General features: G+C 64.5%; 13 protein-coding genes and 1 pseudogene. 9 read left to right on the top strand and 5 right to left on the bottom strand.

Annotation, left to right across the window (positions count from 1 at the left end; all coding sequences use genetic code 11):
• Positions 1–13 precede the first annotated feature (13 nt).
• Complete coding sequence (locus ASD37_RS02345) at positions 14–1,120, top strand: FAD-dependent oxidoreductase (RefSeq protein WP_056549690.1); 1,107 nt, start codon at positions 14–16, stop codon at positions 1,118–1,120.
• 77 nt (positions 1,121–1,197) lie between these two features.
• On the opposite strand, the gene ASD37_RS02340 is transcribed toward ASD37_RS02345, so the two are convergent.
• Together ASD37_RS02340 and ASD37_RS02335 are read right to left on the bottom strand one after the other, a co-directional pair.
• Positions 1,198–1,866 (bottom strand): TetR/AcrR family transcriptional regulator, encoded by a 669-nt coding sequence (locus ASD37_RS02340; RefSeq protein WP_162253217.1) that lies wholly within the window; start codon positions 1,864–1,866, stop codon positions 1,198–1,200.
• A gap of 339 nt (positions 1,867–2,205) precedes the next feature.
• The gene (locus ASD37_RS02335) at positions 2,206–3,033 is read right to left on the bottom strand and encodes a TIGR03621 family F420-dependent LLM class oxidoreductase (protein ID WP_200959741.1); all 828 of its coding nucleotides are present in this window, start codon (positions 3,031–3,033) and stop codon (positions 2,206–2,208) included.
• Positions 3,034–3,813: 780 nt separating this feature from the next.
• On the opposite strand from ASD37_RS02335, the gene ASD37_RS02330 reads away from it, so the two are divergent.
• The 3 genes from ASD37_RS02330 (at position 3,814) to ASD37_RS02320 (ending at position 6,771) form a co-directional block, all read left to right on the top strand.
• A complete protein-coding gene (locus tag ASD37_RS02330) occupies positions 3,814–4,917 on the top strand; it encodes a site-specific integrase (protein WP_056547475.1) in 1,104 nt (367 codons plus the stop codon).
• On the top strand, positions 4,914–5,261 hold the full coding sequence (locus ASD37_RS02325; RefSeq protein WP_056547472.1) for a helix-turn-helix transcriptional regulator: 348 nt from the start codon (positions 4,914–4,916) through the stop codon (positions 5,259–5,261). The genes ASD37_RS02330 and ASD37_RS02325 overlap by 4 nt, the downstream gene beginning before the upstream one ends.
• Before the next feature lie 76 nt (positions 5,262–5,337).
• Complete coding sequence (locus tag ASD37_RS02320) at positions 5,338–6,771, top strand: hypothetical protein (RefSeq protein ID WP_056547469.1); 1,434 nt, start codon at positions 5,338–5,340, stop codon at positions 6,769–6,771.
• A 73-nt stretch (positions 6,772–6,844) separates the two neighbouring features.
• On the opposite strand, the gene ASD37_RS31925 is transcribed toward ASD37_RS02320, so the two are convergent.
• Together ASD37_RS31925 and ASD37_RS02310 are read right to left on the bottom strand one after the other, a co-directional pair.
• Positions 6,845–7,888 carry a GNAT family N-acetyltransferase gene (locus ASD37_RS31925; RefSeq protein ID WP_200959740.1) on the bottom strand — a complete coding sequence of 348 codons (1,044 nt, stop codon included), beginning with the start codon at positions 7,886–7,888 and terminating at the stop codon, positions 6,845–6,847.
• Positions 7,888–8,364, bottom strand: a complete 477-nt coding sequence (locus tag ASD37_RS02310; protein ID WP_056547466.1) for a GNAT family N-acetyltransferase — start codon at positions 8,362–8,364, stop codon at positions 7,888–7,890. The genes ASD37_RS31925 and ASD37_RS02310 overlap by 1 nt, the downstream gene beginning before the upstream one ends.
• 725 nt (positions 8,365–9,089) lie before the next feature.
• Here ASD37_RS02310 and ASD37_RS02305 point away from each other — a divergent pair.
• The 4 genes from ASD37_RS02305 (at position 9,090) to ASD37_RS02290 (ending at position 11,800) form a co-directional block, all read left to right on the top strand.
• A complete protein-coding gene (locus ASD37_RS02305; protein WP_056547462.1) occupies positions 9,090–9,998 on the top strand; it encodes a LysR family transcriptional regulator in 909 nt (302 codons plus the stop codon).
• 67 nt (positions 9,999–10,065) lie between these two features.
• Complete coding sequence (locus ASD37_RS02300; protein WP_162253216.1) at positions 10,066–11,145, top strand: sulfite oxidase; 1,080 nt, start codon at positions 10,066–10,068, stop codon at positions 11,143–11,145.
• Positions 11,145–11,495, top strand: a complete 351-nt coding sequence (locus ASD37_RS02295) for a YidH family protein (protein ID WP_056547456.1) — start codon at positions 11,145–11,147, stop codon at positions 11,493–11,495. Before ASD37_RS02300 ends, ASD37_RS02295 begins: the two co-directional genes overlap by 1 nt.
• Positions 11,492–11,800: a DUF202 domain-containing protein gene (locus ASD37_RS02290; RefSeq protein ID WP_056547451.1), complete on the top strand. Its 309-nt coding sequence runs from the start codon at positions 11,492–11,494 to the stop codon at positions 11,798–11,800. Before ASD37_RS02295 ends, ASD37_RS02290 begins: the two co-directional genes overlap by 4 nt.
• Before the next feature lie 3 nt (positions 11,801–11,803).
• Here the strand turns inward: ASD37_RS02290 and ASD37_RS02285 are convergent.
• Positions 11,804–12,128, bottom strand: a pseudogene (locus ASD37_RS02285) (alkene reductase); the annotation flags it as partial.
• Positions 12,129–12,394: 266 nt separating this feature from the next.
• On the opposite strand from ASD37_RS02285, the gene ASD37_RS02280 reads away from it, so the two are divergent.
• Positions 12,395–14,215: a hypothetical protein gene (locus tag ASD37_RS02280; protein WP_235567951.1), complete on the top strand. Its 1,821-nt coding sequence runs from the start codon at positions 12,395–12,397 to the stop codon at positions 14,213–14,215.
• Positions 14,216–14,488: the final 273 nt, after the last annotated feature.

Below are 14,488 nucleotides of genomic sequence, written 5' to 3'. Positions count from 1 at the left end.
CGTGAAGGGCGCAATGCCAAGGGTTCTCATCGCAGGGATGGGTGACGTCGGAACCCTCACGGCGATCCACCTGTCGCGTCATGTCAGCGTGGTGGGGGTTTCGGCGAAGCCCGAACTGGTGACCGGCCAGGAACTGGGTGTGCGATTGGCCAGGCCAGACGATTGGGCGCGTGACAATCGCGTCGCCTTCGAACGCTATCGGCGTCTCGACGGCGTGCGCCGCGTGCATGGGTCGACGACCGGTCTGGACCTGGATGCGCGCAAGGTCACCGTTCGCCTCGCCGACGGCAGCCTCGCGACCGAGGCGTACGACGTGTTGGTGGTGTCGACGGGCGTGACGAACGGATTCTGGCGCAACCCCGACGTCCAGTCACGCGAGGAGATCGATAGCTCGATACAGAGCCATCATCGGACGGTTGCCGACGCGAGGTCGGTGATCGTGATCGGTGGCGGAGCCGCAGCCGTCAGCGCTGCAGCCAACCTACGGATCCGCTGGCCGCACAAGATGATCGACCTCTACTATCCCGGCGATCGAGCTTTGCCGCAGCACCATCCACGCGCTTGGGATCAAGTGCGCGGCCGCCTCGTCGACCTCGGTGTCGGTCTTCATCCCGGGCACCGCGCCGTGGTGCCGGACGGTTTCGCGTGCGACGAGATCACCCATCAGCCGGTGCAGTGGAGCACCGGGCAGCCCGCTGGCGAGGCCGACGCCGTCGTGTGGGCAATCGGCCAGGTGCGACCCCACACCGGCTGGCTACCCGCTTCGCTCCTCGACGAGAACAAGTTCGTGAAGGTCGGCCCCACCCTGCAAACACATGCTCGCCCAGAGGTTTTCGCCATCGGCGACGTTGCCGCCACCGATCCCTTGCGATCGTCGGCCCGCAACCGCGCGGATGGCTTGCTGGCCAGGAACATTCGCGCTTATTTGGCCGGCCGCCCGCTCAAGGACTATCGCCCCTCCGACTTCCGGTGGGGGTCCGTGCTCGGCGTCCAAGACGACGGTCTGCTGTACTTTGCGTCCGACGGTCGCACTATTCAGATCCCGGCGTGGGCCATTCAACGGGTCCTGTTGCCGTGGGTCGTCCGACGCGGGTTCTACCGCGGCGTTCGGAAGCCCTGAGACCCTCCGAGTATGGCCAGAAGCGATACGCCACTATGTCATCGGACGAGCGGTGGCCTAGCGGGTCGTGATCACACTCATCGTCGCCGACGGCGCCGTGGAGGGGGGATTGGTCCGTCGTGGCCGCGGGTCACGAGCTGGAGCGCCTGCTCGGTGAGGGCATGCAGGGATTCACTCTGGCCGTAGGTGAGCCACCACTCGTAGGCGTATTCGACCGCGGCCACCGCTGCACGGACCAATACGCCAGCCCGCATGTCGGCCGCGGGATCGGCGCTGCCCAAGCGCGATGCGACCGCGCCGATGAGTTCGTCGCAGTCCGCGCGATTGAGCAGAGAGGCTCGTCGCAACTCTGCCGGCGCCGACGCCATCGCTCGTCTCCACAATTCGAGAGTCTCGTCGTCATTCACGAACTGTGAGGTGCGCGCGAGGATGGACGCCGTGATGGAATCCCCGACGTCCTCGTCCGGCGGGCGGGCGCGAAAATTGGCGACGATCTGTGCGCGTCCCCGCTGGGCCGCTCCGAGCAGGAGGTATTCCTTGCTCGGCACGTGCCGGAAGAAGGTACTCGGCGAAATGCCAACCTCATCCGCGATCGCTTCGGTGGTGACGTTGTTGAAACCCTGTGCGGCGAACAAGCGCAGGGCGACCTGCTGGATTTCGGCGCGCAGCGCCATGCGCTGCCGTTCGCGCAGCGGCATCGACGTGTCGCGCTCGGTCCGATCGGCTTCCGACTCCGTGATGGGCATGCTCATCTCATTGCTGTCCCCGTCGACGGCTGCGCGCGTGCGCTGGCTAGCTCGAACTGACATGGACATTCGCCTTTCACCACGGTCACGCTTTCGCCTACGGCACCAGTCTTCAGAACCTGACACTTACCGTCAACATCACTGTCACTGTTGTGTTGGGTGTTGTTATCAGCGTCTCGAACGGACGCACGCGCCGCGGCGCGCAACCACCCGCTGTCTGGACTGGAAAGTGTTGTATAGAGAACCATTTGGCGACACCGCCGACCGCCGGAAGCCCAAATCACTTCCGGCTCGGTGTAGATGCGGCGCACGGCTGGCGCTGGACGCATTCTTCGCTTCTCAGCGGAGCTCGCCGATCGCCTTCGCGATGTAGTCGGCATACGGCTCCAGAACGGTGAAATAAGTGACACCGCACCTGTCCCGGTAGTCGCGGAGGGTGTCGGCGATGTCGCGTGGGGTCCCGGACATCACGCCGGGAAACGACATGATCTGTTCATCAGTCAGGTCGTGAGCATGCCGGCGGGGGAACGACAGATCCGGCTTGACCGAAGAGTCGGTCGGCGCTGCTGAGATCATCAGGTTCAATTCGATGTCGGCGAATCGACTACCTGCCTCCTCCTGGATAAACGCGACGCGCGCGGCCAATGGATCAGACTCCCCGGCGCGGCCCCGCCCGCCTGCCAAGCCAACGACGTTCGCATGACGAGCACCCAGACGAAGCACTCGGTCCCCGTCGCCGGCAATCATGAGTGAGACTGCGGGGTGGTGGCGCTTGAGGTGGGCGGTGACTTGTTCGAGGTGATCGATGCGCCGACGGGCACTGAGGAACGGTATTTCGGCGGCTTCGAACTCCTCACGTACGTATCCGGCGCCGAGGCCCAGTTCGAGCCGGCCGGTGCTGAGGAGATCGAGTGCGGCCACGTCCCTTGCGAGGAGGGCGCTCTTGTAGAAACCGGCGTTGAGGACGTAAGTGCCTATTCGGAGCGTGGGGGAGGCTTGCGTGAGCGCGGCGAGCATCGGAAACGGTGCCACCGCCGATAGATGATCCGGAATGGAAACGGTTTCGAAGCCAAGCCCCTCGTAGCGCTTGGCGACTTCTCGCAGATTGGTTGCCGACTCCACGCCACGAATGCACACACCAAAGCGGAATTGTCTCAACGTCATCAATGGTGAACTCCGCTCTAGGACAACTTATTCCACATACTGGACGACTCGCGGACGCGGTATGCTCGGCCGCACCGAGCATTCGCGTAACTCGGCGTCCGTGCGATGCACGTGTCGCCGGCAGCAGATTGACGGTCACCGTTGCGCACGCCGGCGGCGCAGGTCCTACAGTCGCGGCCGAACCTACGACTCTGCCGTGAGGCCGACATAGAACGGCGGCACAGATCAATACGTCACTGTGACGAAACGGCGGTGCAATGGGACGTGAGGTCCGATTGCGACGGGCTTCTTGGTCGGCGACGGCGGACGTCGGCTTGGGGGCAGAACACCGGGCCGTGGAGCGCCCATCGCGGGGCATTGAGCGTCGTATCGGAAAACCAAGGCAGTTTCGGACAGCTCTCACGTTTTCCCGCATTACTGCAGGTAGTCCCGGATCGAACATCACGGACGGATCGGACGGCCAAGGCGCAGTTCCTGGTGCAACCCGGAACCGGTTTATGCCGATAAGCGACATTATGTCAACTCAACTACTCCATGTTCATCAGATGAATCAGGACGAACCCCACTGCCCGCTTGCCATCGGCGTACTGCCTTGACGCGAAAACTGATTGTTAGCATGGGGTTTCGGCAGATCGCGGTACGTGAGCCGGGTGGTCCCGGCGTACGAACACGACGACACGCCAAGGCGCCGCTCGACGTACCGATGGATCTACCAGCGTCGATGTGGTATTGATTCATCTAGTGATTCATTGAATCGTTGAATGAAACCGATTCGGAGGCACGGTGCCCGTCGACAAGAGCGGCCGAGTATTCCTGGTGGGCTCTGTTCCGCTGCTCCATCCCGAGGTCCAGACGGTCGAGGAGATGCTCGACGGCTGGCGCAACCAGCAACTGTGCCGCAACCTCGATCCCGACACCATCGATGACCGCGTCGGCCTGGTTCGCCGCTTCATCGCGCACACCAACGAGTATCCCTGGTCGTGGACGCCGGCCATCGTCGAGGAGTTCTTTGCCGACCTCCGCGGCATCAAGGGCCGAGCGCAATCCACGGTCCGCGGCTATCAGAACGGCCTGCGATTGTTCTGCTCCTACATCGCCGACCCCGACTACGGCTGGGATCGGGTCTGCGAGCAACGCTTCGGCACCCACCCCGCGCAGGTGTTCTTCGCCTGGAACACCGCCACCCACGTCCAGGACAACGAGCAAAACCCCGAGAAACGGCCGTTCACCAAACAGGAACTGCAGGACTTCTTCGACCACGCCGACGACCAGGTCACCCTGATCGCCAGCGCCAAGAAGAAGGGATGGCTGCCGACCTACCGCGATGCCGTGATGTTCAAGGTCGCCTACTCCTACGGGGTGCGCTTCAACGAGCTGCGGCACTTGCAGACCGTCGACTTCTCCCGCAACCCGCACGCCCCCGAATTCGGCCGCTACGGTGTGGTCAAAGTCCGCTACGGCAAGGCCAAGAAGGGCTCCCCACCCAAACGCCGCACCGTGCTCACGGTCTTCGACTGGACACCGGACATCATCACCGACTGGCTCACCCACGGCCAGCCCTACCTCGACGACGGCATTGACCTGTTCCCCAGCGAGCGAGGATCTTTGGTCGCTGAGAACACCCTGCTGCGCCGATTCCGGCGCTACTGCAACGACCTCGAACTCTCCGGCGGCCTCGATCTGCATTCCTTTCGGCGCTCCTACATCACCCACCTCATCGAAGACGGCTGGGACGCCAAGTTCGTCCAAGACCAGGCTGGCCACGAACACGCCAGCACGACCTCGCTTTACACCGGCGTCTCCAGCGACTTCCGCACCCGCACCCTGCGCAGGGTGCTCGACCAAACCATCAAGGATGCCCTCACCTTCGGCGAGGAGACCTCGTGAAACGCGACGTCGACTACCGGTGGCGCCTGGCCGAACTGATGGCCGCCCACGGCATGCACAACAGCACCGACCTCATGCCCCGCCTCGCCGAGCGCGGCATCAACCTGTCCCGTCCCCAGGTCTACCGGATCGTCGCTCAACGACCCGAACGCATCTCGCTGCAGCTGATGGCCGCACTATGCGACATCCTCGGCTGCGGCGTGGAGGACCTCGTCACCGTCACCGCCACCGACGCCCGCAAGAAAAAGACCGCCTCCGGCACCACTGCACCGCCCAACGTCGTCGAACTCAACAAGTCCGTCCGGCCCCGGCGAGCACGAGTAATCACCGATGACACCGATTGACCCCACCCCGCGATCCACCACACGCGGCCGACCACGCATCACCACCGGCGCCATTGAATGCACTCGCTGCCATCGCATGGCCAACACCATGCGCGTCCACTGGCCAGGTGATCAGCTGTGCCACAGCTGCTTCTACACCGCGATGCGCACCCACGGCATCTGCCCCAGCTGCGGCCACGACGGCGTCCTCCCCGGGCGAGGAAACCGCACCGACGACCAACCGATCTGCCTGACCTGCGCCGGCATCCCCGGCAACTTCACCTGCCGAACCTGTCACCGGGAAGGAGAGCTTCACCGCCGCGGCGAATGCGCACGATGCGTTCTCCGCAACGATCTCTGCACCGTCCTGCTTCACCATCCCGTCGACCCAGCCACCATGGCGACGCTCGTCGACGTGCTCTGCGGTGTCGACCGTCCCGAAAGCATCCTCACCTGGAAACGCAACGTCCAGGTGCTAGAGCTGTTGGGTGGAATTGCCTCCGGCACAATACCTCTCACCCATGAAGGGCTCACCGCAGCAGGATCGGGCCGCCACGTCGATCACTTACGCAGCATCCTCCAACATCACGGACTGCTCCCGCAACGCGACGAACACCTCGCCCGCTTCGAATTTTGGTTGGCCGTCAAACTCGACGCGATCGACTCCCCCGCAGTTCGCGCCCCCGTCGAGCAGTTCGCGACCTGGCACCACCTCCGACGCCTGCGCAGCGAATCTAGACCCGGACAATCCTCCGACGGGCCGAAACGTTCCGCGAAGCAGGAGATCACCGAAACCATCAAGTTCCTCACCTGGCTCGAGCAGACTCACCAACGCACCCTCGCCGACTGCACACAACACGACGTCGACGCCTACCTCACCTCAGGGCCCACCACCCGACACCTGATCCGCACATTCTTCATCTGGGCCAAGAAGAGCAAGCTCAACGTCGCCCTGCAGATCGGCCATCGGCAGGCGAAGACGACGCCGACGATCACTCAGGACCAACGCCTGGCCTGGCTCAAGGAACTGCTGACCGGCGACTCCGAAAGCCTGCCCTACCGGATCGCCGGCGTGCTGCTGTTGCTCTACGCCCAACCGCTGACCAAGATCGCAGCTCTACACGCCAGCGCGATCGCATTCCTGGGCGATGAGACATGCATCGCGCTGGGCAAGGACCCCATCTCGGTTCCCGAACCCTTCGCCTCCCAACTCAACTACCACCGCCACAACCGACCCAATCTGCGAACTGCTGGCGGAGCCGTCGGCACGCCATGGCTGTTCCCCAGCAACCGGCCGGGACGACACATCGACCCGCAGGCCATCATGCAGCGGCTCCGAGCCCTGGGAATCAACTTGCAAGGCTCACGCAACACCGCTCTGCAGGAACTCGTTGCCGAGATACCCGCACCGCTGGTCGCCGAAATGCTCGGATACAGCGATCAAGTCACTCAACGGCACGCCGCCGAAGCTGGAAACACATGGGCACGATACGTGACGCCACGAAGTCCTCAGCCGCGTCAGTTTCTCTGACACGCAGTGCATTTCGAAAAGCGCCGCGACAGACCATCGCCTGTGGACAGGACCGTGGCGCAGAGCGTGCCGGTTACTGCCCGTCCTCAACGAGGGCATACAGCAGGGAGTCCCGACCAACCCCGCCGACAAGGAGGTGGCTGCGCATCAGGCCCTCGTAGCTCAGCCCGGCCTTCTGCAGCACACGTGCGGATGCCTGATTAGCGGGGTCGCACGTCGCCTCGATCCGACGCAGCCGCAGGTGCTCGAGCCCGAACTGGACGAGCAACTCGGCGACTTCGGTGGCATAGCCCTGTGACCAGTAGTCGCGGTTAACGACATAGCCGAGCTCCCCGCGACGGTGATGGGCGCTCGTCACACCGATCACCCCCGAACCGATCAGCGTGCCAGAGGTGATCTGCACCGCCGCCAACGTGAACTCGGCCCTCTCGGCGACCTCACGCTGGGCGGCAGCACCGGCCAGGAACGCGTGAGTCTCAGCGATGCTATTCGGACCCCAATCGGTGAACCTGGTGACCTCAGCATCCGAGGCGTAGGCATGTACCGCTGGGTGGTCCTCAGCGAGGAATTCACGCAGCATCAGTCTGTCACCGAACAGCCAGATGCCAGACTGGGCCACCACGAAGCCCCGTGATGACCCTGCCTCCGGCTTGAGCAGGACCCGATATGACTCCTGCTGCGAACGTGGGGAACAGGCCAGCTCACCAACGTCGACGAACCCCAACGAGGCTGCGAACCGCCGACTGCGCAGATTCCACGACTGAATCACCGCGCGCAAGGGTCGCCCGGGATATTCGTGGCCCAGGTGATCGAGCACCACTTCCCCGAATGCGCGACCGCTTCCATGGCCGACCAGGCAAGGATCCATTCCAACGCCCAGATCCAAGATCTCCGGATCCGCGCTCATGCCACGGACGCGGGCCGCGGACTCTAGGCAAAAGAATCCGATCAAGGTGCCGTCGGCATCGGTGACCGACCGGTACATGTCGAGTTCGTCCAGGATGTCGATCGAGGACTGCAGGTCATACACCGACCACCGATGCGGGTAACGCCAGCTAGATACATGCGTGGCATCATCGACGGTCATCGGACGCACCCGCACCGAGGCCATCGCCATCACAGATCCTTCTGCATAGCTATGCCCAGAGGGCCACGGCCCTGGCCAATCTCCCCGAAACCCTTGCGCTGATATAGCTTTCGCGCGGGGTTGCGCACATGAACGTTCAGGCACAGCGCGGTCTGGGTTCCCGCGCATTGCACAAACAGGGCATCCAGTAGTGCACTACCCACCCCGCTGCCACGCATATCGGGCACCACGGCAATGCAGAGTTCCGGCAACGGAACTCCGGCCGAGCCGACGCGCAAGGGAGGCTCGTTGTGAAGTGTCCACACCGCGCCAACTCGCCTACCCCCGGCTTTTACCGCGACTATCGACACCTCACCGGCGGCAGGCAGCAGACTGCGCACGTCTTCGGATTCCACGTCAGGAAGAGGCCAGTCCTCGATGACTGTGGCGTGACGGGCCATCTCGACAATGAACACGTCGTCCTCGGGGATCGCCAGCCGCAGCTGCACTGCCGGATCGGGGAGCATTCGGCCAGTGTTGCAGCCTCGGCCACCGGCTGTCGTCAACATTTCGCCGAGCCGTCGGACGAAGACGGATCAGGCGGCCATCCTCCCCGGCAATCCATACCGAGCCTGCGAGGGACAGCAAACAATCACCGGCCAATTGCTACTCCGACCGATCCGCAACCTGACGAGAGCTCCCACGGGCTGAGCCAGCAGTCAGCCCACCGTCGCGACTCTCGAAGACATTGCTACACAACGCAGGAATACGACCAAATGGAATATGGAGACTTACCGGTAGTAAGTTGGTTATTCGCATGCGATGCGAATACGTCCACTCCGCATCGGTGCGCCAGACCCCCACCGCCCGCGGTCAGCGACGATGGTTGCATCCGCACTGGGCAACTCAAAATGTGGATCGCGATGCGAAGGTTGACATGTCGTTGACGTTCACGACCGGGAGCCCCAGCGACGCTCGTGCGCGGTCCATGATCTGTTGCACGGTTGCAGGCCCAGCGTCGACGAATACGACCCAACTCGATATGACCAATATCCAGTGACGCCAAAATGCCTCCCCTGCAGGTACTTTGAGCGAGCCGTTGAGGCCGAGGCCGCCATCTACTTGGCGTGCGGTTCAAGATGAAGGTGCCTTCGGACATGTCTGACCTCTCCATTGCAGGTCAATTGTGTGCGAGGGTCGCCCATCTATCAATCTGTTCGTGGGGTGTTGCCGCCAAACATAGACTTCGGTTATGCCTCTGCCTCCCCGGGTGTGCGATCTCACCAGCTTCGAGCTGCTGCTGGGGGTCGCGGCGACCGGCAGCATCGGCCGCGCTGCCGCGACTCACGGGATGTCCCAACCTGCGGCCAGTTCCCGACTGCGTGAGCTCGAGCGCCATCTCGGGGTGCGGCTGTTGGAACGTCTGCCCCGGGGAACGCGGCTGACGACCGCCGGGGAACTGGTGGCCGGCTGGGCGCAGCCGGTGCTGGCCAGGGCGGCCGATCTCGAGGCAGGCATCGCCGCACTGACCATGGACCGGGATTCGCACCTGACGGTGGCGGCCAGCCTGACGATCGCGGAATACCTTCTGCCGCGCTGGCTGATCGCCCTGCAGGCCGCGCACCCGGAGACGACGACCGCGCTGGTGTGCGGCAGTTCGGCGGACGTCGTCGCCCAAATTCACGGACGACGGGCCGATCTCGGCTTCGTCGAGAGCCCGACGTTGCCTCGGGGCGTGCGGGCATGCGACGTGGGCCGCGATGAACTCACCATCGTGGTGACGCCGTCGCACCCGTGGGCCCGCCGACCTGCGGCCGTGACGGCCGACGACCTCGCGGCCGCGCCGATGGTCAGTCGCGAGCCCGGTTCCGGGACCCGGCAGACCTGGGAGCGCGCCGTCGCAGAGCAGCTCGGGACGGCCCTTCCACCACCACTGCTGGTGGTCTCCTCGACCACCGCGATCAAGGCGGCGACGATCGGGGGAATCGGGCCCGCGGTCATCAGCGCCCGCGCGGTGGAGACCGAGCTCGCCATCGGGACGTTGATCGCCGTCACCGTGCCGGGACTCGACCTGACCCGCCGTCTGCACGCGATCTGGGCCGAGGGCGACAGATTGCGCGGACCCGCGGCCGACCTCCTGGCGATTGCGGTGGGGACATAACCATCGCCTATGCATCCATCGGCGATTGGCCCTTATGCTCGGCCTGCGACCGGCGAAGAGTGAAGACGTGAACACACCACGGTCCGGAATCGTCAAGCCCACCCCGTCGGACCTGATGGAGGACACCGGGTCGGGTTTGGACTTCGGCACCCGACCGGACCGGATGCTCGGCGACATCACCCCCGTCGACCGCTTCTTCGTCCGCAGCCATGCCCCCACGCCCGCGATCGATGCGGCGACCTGGGAACTCCGCATCGACGGCGACGGCGTGCGCCGCGAACTCCGCTACACCTACGACGACCTGTGCACGGGTTTCTCGTTGACGACGGTCACTCGGACCCTCGAGTGCGCGGGTAACCGCCGCGTCCTGTTCGGCACCGAACTCGGCCGCACCTTTGAGGGCACGCAGTGGGGACGCGGCGCCATCAGTACCGCCGAGTGGACGGGGGTGCGACTGCGCGACCTCCTCGACCCGGCTGGCATCACCCCGAACGCGTGCGACGTCATGCCGGAGTCACTCGACGCCATCCGTGCGCGCCGACCGCTCCCGCTGGCCAAGGCGAGCGCCGACGACACCATCGTGGCCATCGCGATGAACGGTGAACCGCTGCCGCCGGACCACGGTTTTCCGGCTCGGCTCATCGTGTCGGGCTGGCTCGGGGCCGCGAGCATCAAGTGGCTGGGTCGCATCGAGGTGTCCGAGCAGGCGCTGCAGGTGCCGTGGAACACCGTCGACTACGTCCTGGTAGATCCGCAACACGCCGAGGATCCAGATGCCAGGGGCGAAGCGATCACCAGCGTTGCCCTGTCCAGCCTGGTCGAACTGCCGTGGCCGGCACGACTGCACACGGGGAACCACGTCATCCGCGGGCGGGCCTACGCCGGCGAGAATCGGGTGAGCGACGTGCAGTACCGCATCGACGACGAACCGTGGCGCACCGCGACCATCACCTCTGCATCGTCGCCAGGGGTGTGGGCGCGGTGGGAATTCGACTGGGCACCCGAACCCGGTGAGCACCTACTCCGGGTACGCGCCATCGACGATCGGGGTTACGTCCAGCCCGATTCGACCCCCGGCAATGCGCTGGGGTATCAGCACGGCTCCGTGCTGGCCCACCCGCTGCACGTCGAGGAGGCCGGCAGCTGATGCCGCCTGTCGGCCAGGAACCGGACTACCGTTTCACGCTCGCGAACGAGCGCACGTTTCTCGCCTGGATCCGGACCTCCCTCGCCCTGATGGCAGGCGGGGTCGCCTTGGTGCAGCTGGTGCCCAGCTTCGGCATCACCGGTGTCCGCGAGGTGTTGAGCTTGTTCCTGGTGGCGTGCGGCGGCCTGTTGGCTGCGCTGGCCGTCCGCCGCTGGCAACGGGTTCAAGCCGCGATGCGCGCCAATGCCGACCTTCCGCCCAGCAGGTTGCCCGCGCTCCTCGCTGCCGTACTGCTGGCCGTCACGATCGCGTTGCTGGTGCTGATCTCCGTCGCGCCAGCGGGCCGGTGACCGTGCCGCCGGCGTCCGACAAACCCGGGCTGTTCGCGGAGCGCACTCAGCTGGCCTGGGAGAGAACGGCCATCGGGTTTCTCGCGGTGGGCGCGATCGTGCTCCTGCCCCATCGCGGCCCGCTGACCGCCGACCGGGCGGTCGTCGCGGCGACCTCGGTCGTGGTGGCGTTCATCGTCTTCTGGATCGGGCGCCGTCGGAGCAGGCAGGTCGACCACATCCCCTACACGGCGGTGCGGCTGATCGGCTTGGCTACCACCCTGCTGGCAGTCGTCCTGGTGGTGCTGATCCTGCGGCTCGGCTGAGGCTCAAGCGGTCTTGACCTCGAGATCTTCCAGCGCCGGATAGTCCACGTAGCCAACGGGTCCTGGCGAGTAGAACGTCGCCACGTCGGGCTCGTTCAGCTCGGCACCGAGAATCAACCGGTCCACCAGGTCGGGGTTGGCGAGGAACGTTCGGCCGACGGCGGCCGCACTGATCGCACCCCATTCTGCAAAGCTCTCCAGCTGGCAGAAGTCCGTCCCGGTCCCGTGGGCCGTGTTTGGCACGAAGGTTGCCCGACCAGATCACCCGGACGGCGCCGAACGCCGCTGCCGTCAGGTCGATGAGGACGTGCAGGTAAGCGATCCCCAGAACGTCCCCCCGCGGCCGAACACAGCGACGACCCCGAGGCCTACAGTGCGGCCAAGGGTTCATTCATTCGTTCAGTTCTTGACACGCCACCAGAGGCAGCAGCACATTTCGACCAAACTTGATACTGCCGATAACCAGTGGTAACTCGCGACATTAAAACCCACGCCGGCCATCCACACACCCATCGAACAATTCGCACGATGGCACCACCTGAGGCGATTACGCGAATCCATCAATCCCGCAAGCAACATGGACAACGCCACCCGATGCGCCAAACAGGAAATCACCGAAGCCGGCCCGGGCAGATCGCCGGACAGCTCAAGGCGGTGCTGACGGCCGCGGAGATCGACGACATCGAGAACGGCGGCGAGATCGACATCGAAGCGGTGCTGGCAGCTGAGGCCACCGAACGCGCGGAGTCGACGACCATCTCCTACTTCGCCTTCACCGCCACCCCCAAGGGCAAGACCCTGGAGTTGTTCGGGCGGCCCCCGGCTGACGGCGGCAACCCAGCGCCGTTCCACGTGTACACGATGAAGCAGGCCATTGCCGAGGGCTACATCCTGGACGTGCTGACCGGCTACCACTCGTTCAAGCTGGCGTTTCAGATCGCGCAGAACGCTGGCAGCAGCACTGAAGTGGACCAGTCCCAGGCCACCAAGGAAGTCATGCGGTGGGTGAAGATCAACCCGCAGACGATCTCGCAGAAGGCGGCGATCATCGTCGAGCACTTCCGTACCAACGTCGCCGACCTGCTCGACGGTCACGCCAAGGCGATGGTGGTTGCCGACTCCCGCAAGGCTGCGGTGCGCTTCAAGCTGGCCATCGACAAATTCGTGAAGAGCAAGGGGTACGGCTACGGCACCTTGGTCGCGTTCTCCGGAAGCGTTCACGACCCAGAATCGGGCCCCGTCGACTTCACCGAAGCCACGATGAACCCGGGCGTGCATGATCTGCGTACCGCGTTCCGCGGTGATCAGTACCGGGTGATGATTGTGGCCAATAAGTTTCAGACCGGGTTCGATCAGCCGCTGCTGTGCGCGATGTACGTCGACCGAGTCCTCTCCGGTGTTACAGCGGTGCAGACCCTTTCACGCCTGAACCGGACGTACCGCACCCCGTCGGGCATCCCGAAGACCGCTGCGACGACCCAGGCCGTGGACTTCGTCAACGAACCGGACGCGATCCGCGAGGCGTTCGAGCCGTACTTCACCGATGCTTACCTGGAGACCGAGACCGACCCGGACCTGGTGCACGACTTGTCGGCCAAGCTCGACACCTCCGCCATCTACACCCACGCCGAGGTCGAGCTGTGCGCCGACGCCCACATCAGGGGCCACCACGGCAAGCTCTCCGCGGCGGTCGACCTCGGCAAGGAACGGTTCGCCAAGCGCTACCAGGCGGCGCTGATCGACAACGGCGGCGAGGGCGACAAGCCCGCGCTCGCCGAACTCGACATGTTCCGCAAGGACGTCGGGTCGTTCGTCCGCCTATACGACTTCATGTCTCAGATCATCAACTACGGCGACCCGGAGCTGGAGAAGAAGCAGATTTACCTTCGCAACCTGGAGCGGGTGATCCAGCCCGAGAACTACACCTCCCCTATCGATCTGTCGGATGTCGTCCTCAAACAGGTCAAGCAGGTCGACCGAGGCAGGGTCAATATCGGTCTCGGCGCACGGGTCGGACTGTCCGGCGTCACCGCCGCCGGATCCGGTGAGAAGCGCGATCCAAAGATGGTCGCGTTCCAGCAGGTGCTGGATCGACTCAACGATTTGTTTGGGTCCGAAGACTTCACGGAGTCGCAGAAGGTGTCATTTCTCGAAGCGCTCCTGCGGACGCTGCTCGACGACGTCTCGCTCGTTCAGCAGGCAAAGGTCAACTCCCCCAGGCAGTTCGTCGAATCACCGGATTTCGATGACGCCGTCACCGGTGCGGTGGCCGACAATCAGGGCGCCCACGAGAAGATGAGCGACTACTTCTTCACCAATGCGCCAGGCCGGACGCACCTGATCTCCGACATCGCCAAGTGGTTCCATCAGGTTGTCGTCGACGCCGATTCCTCGGGGTCGATAGCATCGTTGTAACCACCATGAGTGGCAACCGGGACAAGGGACCCGTTGCCACCAACGGTGTAACCGGCGGGTGGCGCAAGGGGCAACGACATGGCTTGTCCCCCCACGGCGGCGGCGTACTGTGCAGCTTCGTCCAGCTCGGCGGCGGTGTAGACACGCACCGCCGCTGGCCGCCCGGCGACCCGCACCATGGTCGTGAAGTCGGAGACATGGAAGTCGCCATTCCGCGCGCGGGGGGTCTGGCGGACCTGTAAACCGCCGTTGCCGTTCACTCATCGACCCATT

Source organism: Mycobacterium sp. Root135, assembly GCF_001426545.1.
Classification (GTDB): Bacteria; Actinomycetota; Actinomycetes; order Mycobacteriales; family Mycobacteriaceae; genus Mycobacterium.
Note: the sequence above shows the minus strand (reverse complement) of the source record. Positions and strands in the feature narration are given on the sequence as shown.

Coding starts and splice junctions, on each gene's coding strand:
- ASD37_RS02305 (WP_056547462.1), top strand. CDS start 9,090: ATGCCTCTGCCTCCCCGGGTGTGCGATCTCACCAGCTTCGAGCTGCTG.
- ASD37_RS02345 (WP_056549690.1), top strand. CDS start 14: ATGCCAAGGGTTCTCATCGCAGGGATGGGTGACGTCGGAACCCTCACG.
- ASD37_RS02295 (WP_056547456.1), top strand. CDS start 11,145: ATGCCGCCTGTCGGCCAGGAACCGGACTACCGTTTCACGCTCGCGAAC.
- ASD37_RS02320 (WP_056547469.1), top strand. CDS start 5,338: ATGGCCAACACCATGCGCGTCCACTGGCCAGGTGATCAGCTGTGCCAC.
- ASD37_RS02340 (WP_162253217.1), bottom strand. CDS start 1,866: ATGCCCATCACGGAGTCGGAAGCCGATCGGACCGAGCGCGACACGTCG.
- ASD37_RS02310 (WP_056547466.1), bottom strand. CDS start 8,364: ATGCTCCCCGATCCGGCAGTGCAGCTGCGGCTGGCGATCCCCGAGGAC.
- ASD37_RS02280 (WP_235567951.1), top strand. CDS start 12,395: ATGCGCCAAACAGGAAATCACCGAAGCCGGCCCGGGCAGATCGCCGGA.
- ASD37_RS31925 (WP_200959740.1), bottom strand. CDS start 7,888: ATGGCGATGGCCTCGGTGCGGGTGCGTCCGATGACCGTCGATGATGCC.